Annotated in this window: 4 protein-coding genes; 1 reads left to right on the top strand and 3 read right to left on the bottom strand. The window is 56.6% G+C overall.

What is annotated here, in order from left to right; genetic code table 11:
* On the bottom strand, positions 1-764 hold a 764-nt coding region (mobV, locus tag GHO32_RS25845), incomplete at its 3' end, for a MobV family relaxase (protein ID WP_178113945.1).
* A gap of 114 nt (positions 765-878) precedes the next feature.
* Positions 879-1,277 (bottom strand): hypothetical protein, encoded by a 399-nt coding sequence (locus GHO32_RS25840; RefSeq protein WP_153336997.1) that lies wholly within the window; start codon positions 1,275-1,277, stop codon positions 879-881.
* 528 nt (positions 1,278-1,805) lie between these two features.
* Here GHO32_RS25840 and GHO32_RS25835 point away from each other — a divergent pair.
* Entirely contained in the window at positions 1,806-2,384 is a 579-nt protein-coding gene (locus GHO32_RS25835) for a replication/maintenance protein RepL (protein ID WP_218575977.1), read from the top strand.
* Positions 2,385-2,396: 12 nt separating this feature from the next.
* Here the strand turns inward: GHO32_RS25835 and GHO32_RS26565 are convergent.
* Positions 2,397-2,726 (bottom strand): hypothetical protein (locus GHO32_RS26565; RefSeq protein ID WP_218581164.1); only part of this gene is annotated, 330 nt, incomplete at its 5' end.

The raw sequence follows: 2,726 nt of genomic DNA, 5'->3' as shown, positions 1-2,726 counted from the left end.
TCCTTGCGCGCCTGAGAGGCCTCCGCGGCTTTGGCGCGGTATGCCTTGGTCGCCTCCAAGACCTTCGCGTTGAGCCGGTCAGCGATCCCTTCTGGTGTCTCAAGATAGCTTTGCAGCCCCACCCGTCCCAACAACCCCTCCCCCCGGGACTTCTTCGGCGTCAAATCCTCCGGCGTGATCTTCGGCAATACGGCGTTTTCGGCCTGATTCACCTTGGCGTAATAGTCCCGGATCGACTGGTGTTTAGCCTTGCTGCCCTCGAGGCCGCGATCCAGTCCATACCTCCCCACGGCTTTCGCAAAATTGGTCTGCATTGCCGTCAGCTTGGCTCGGCCACCCAGGAACGCTTTGGCGTTCAGCTTGCCGTCCTGGTCGAGCGGTACCACGTAGGCGACCAGGTGCGGGCTGGTTTCGTCGTGGTGCACCGAGGTGGCCACCACGTTATCCGCCCCGTGCAGCTCCTTCAGCCACTCAACCGCCGTGGCGAAATAGCGTTCGCCCTTGGCGTCTGTGCCGTCAAAGTAGTCCGGGCTGGCCCCGATGAAATACTCGACGCACAGCACGGCATCGCTGCGCCGCTTCTCAGGAAGCCGCGCCACGATCGCCGCCTTCACCTCATCGGCACTAGCTATCTCGTGTGTGTTGAGGTGCAGGCGCTCAGGCACCGCATTCGGGGTGTCTCGCGTCCGGTAGTTGTGCGCCAAAGAGCCGCCGATGTTGCCCATCGTCTTGAGCTTTTCCGTGCGCAAAATCGCGTATGCCATAGCTGCCTCTATCGTGCGGTTTGCACGATCTTGGCAGCGATTGAGCGCACGCGAAAGAGCAAAGGTGTACTCACTACACCTTTGCTTCGCAAAGATTCGTTCGTACCGCTGTTCTTAGCTAGGCTTTTGCATTGACAGAGTAGCAATACCATCAACGCTGAGGCTCATCGAAACCTTAGTGCCACTGCTTTTAACGAAGGTGCCATCTGTATTGTAAATGAGCTCGTAAGTACCGCCGTCCTTGAGCAGTAAAGAGTGTTTGACTACCCCGTCATCCTCAGTAATTACATAGCTCTTTAGATCAGCGAGATTGTCCAAACCGAAAGATTTAGGAGTGAAGTTTTCGATACTGACACCCCCTTCTTTTTCAATTTTTAGCACCGTCCCATCAGGACGAGTAATCGTTGCAGATCCATCGGGATGCGTTTCAATGCGGTTCCCGTAGGCTTCAGCATGTAAAAGATTTCCATTTTTATCAGTAGTGAATTGAGGCTCATGTGAAAAGTCGGTCATGTGAAAACTTCATGTAGTTAGGGAAGCAAATTGATACCACACAAAACGAAAATTCCTGCGCTGCGTGTGCAAGTAAGCAACGCGCGCAGGCCGGAGGCGCGGCGTGAAGGAGCGAAGCAGCCGCACGCTGACCTCCCTTCCTTGTGCGGTAGTGGTCGGCGCACAGCGACTGGAAGGCCGCTGGATCTGGATCAGATCGCCGGTGCCTGAACCACCGCTGCTAACGCGCTTCGCTTGTTGGGCGTCCCCCAGCACAGCGCCCTACGGTCACTGCACTGGGTGCCACCTTGAGCTAGCTGAACGGCCCGATTCTTTGAATCCCAGGAGCAAGGGCAAAGACCACATCAAGAGCCAGATCAAGAGCGCGTAGTAACAGAGTGAGAAGCAAACGACCTTTTGGGCCATACGCCACGGGAAAGCTCGAGACAAAATCAGAACCTCTCGAGACAAACGCAGGACATTATGAGACATAATACGCTTGTTTTTTGTCTTTCGAGGGCATAACGTGTGTCTCACCAAAGGACAAAAATGGCCTCCGATATGTCTGGAACGATTAACCTTCGCAAGCTTGAGTACAGCCCCTTAGCCAACCCGCTACTGGAACCCACTGAGGTGACGGTGAAGAAGCGATACGTGAAGACCGGCACGTCAGAGGAGCTGGTGAGTACACGCACCGGAGAGGTCCGCCAAACTGCTGCGATTTACACCGTGGACGAGCGTGACGACGCCTCTTTTGTAAAAGTCTTTGCGGCTGGTGTGGCCGCTGCATTTGACCTTGGCCGTACTGCATCTCGGGTGTTTCAACTTGTCCTGCAGGAATACGAGCGAGCCCCCATGCGTCAGGGTTTCGCCGAAAGCATTGAGCTAGCGTGGTTCAATGATGGGCTATCCGGTCGGTCCGTAGATATGAGCGAAAAGACCTTTCAGCGGGGCCTCAAAGAGCTGCTGGCCAAGCAATTTCTGGCCCCCCGCTCCCCATCCACTTTCTGGGTTAATCCCGCCTTGTTCTTCAAGGGTGATCGCGTGAAGTTCATCACCGAATACCGCAGAAAAGGCTCTCGGGGACCGTCGGCCCCGGCCTCAGTCACGATGGAAACTGAGGCCTAGGCCCGACCCTGCCTAGTGGCCCATACCCTTACCCCGTGGGGGCGTTCTGGACTTGTTCGCGGCGGCCCGTTCTTCGCGCTGTCGTTGCTGCTCAATTTTGCGCTCTTGCTCCAGAGCTTCACGCATCCGAACCATCTTCGCGCTGTCCACCGTCATTGCAGCCGCTAAGGTCTTGCGTTCGGCCTCGTTGAGGGGCCTGAGAGCATCCAAAAACGGTTTTAAGGCCTTCTGCTGGTCATCCAGCGCCTTACGCGCCGCCTGCGCCTCCTTGCGCGCCTGAGAGGCCTCCGCGGCTTTGGCGCGGTATGCCTTGGTCGCCTCCAAGACCTTCGCGTTGAGCCG

This window comes from Pseudomonas sp. FSL R10-2189 (assembly GCF_009600325.1).
Taxonomy (GTDB): Bacteria; Pseudomonadota; Gammaproteobacteria; order Pseudomonadales; family Pseudomonadaceae; genus Aquipseudomonas; species Aquipseudomonas helleri.
The sequence above is the reverse complement of the archived record's forward strand: the minus strand, read 5'-3'. Positions and strand labels throughout refer to the sequence as shown.

Bases quoted from the DNA above. Each gene is read 5' to 3' on its own strand.
- GHO32_RS25840 (WP_153336997.1), bottom strand. From the start codon at position 1,277: ATGACCGACTTTTCACATGAGCCTCAATTCACTACTGATAAAAATGGA.
- GHO32_RS25835 (WP_218575977.1), top strand. From the start codon at position 1,806: ATGGCCTCCGATATGTCTGGAACGATTAACCTTCGCAAGCTTGAGTAC.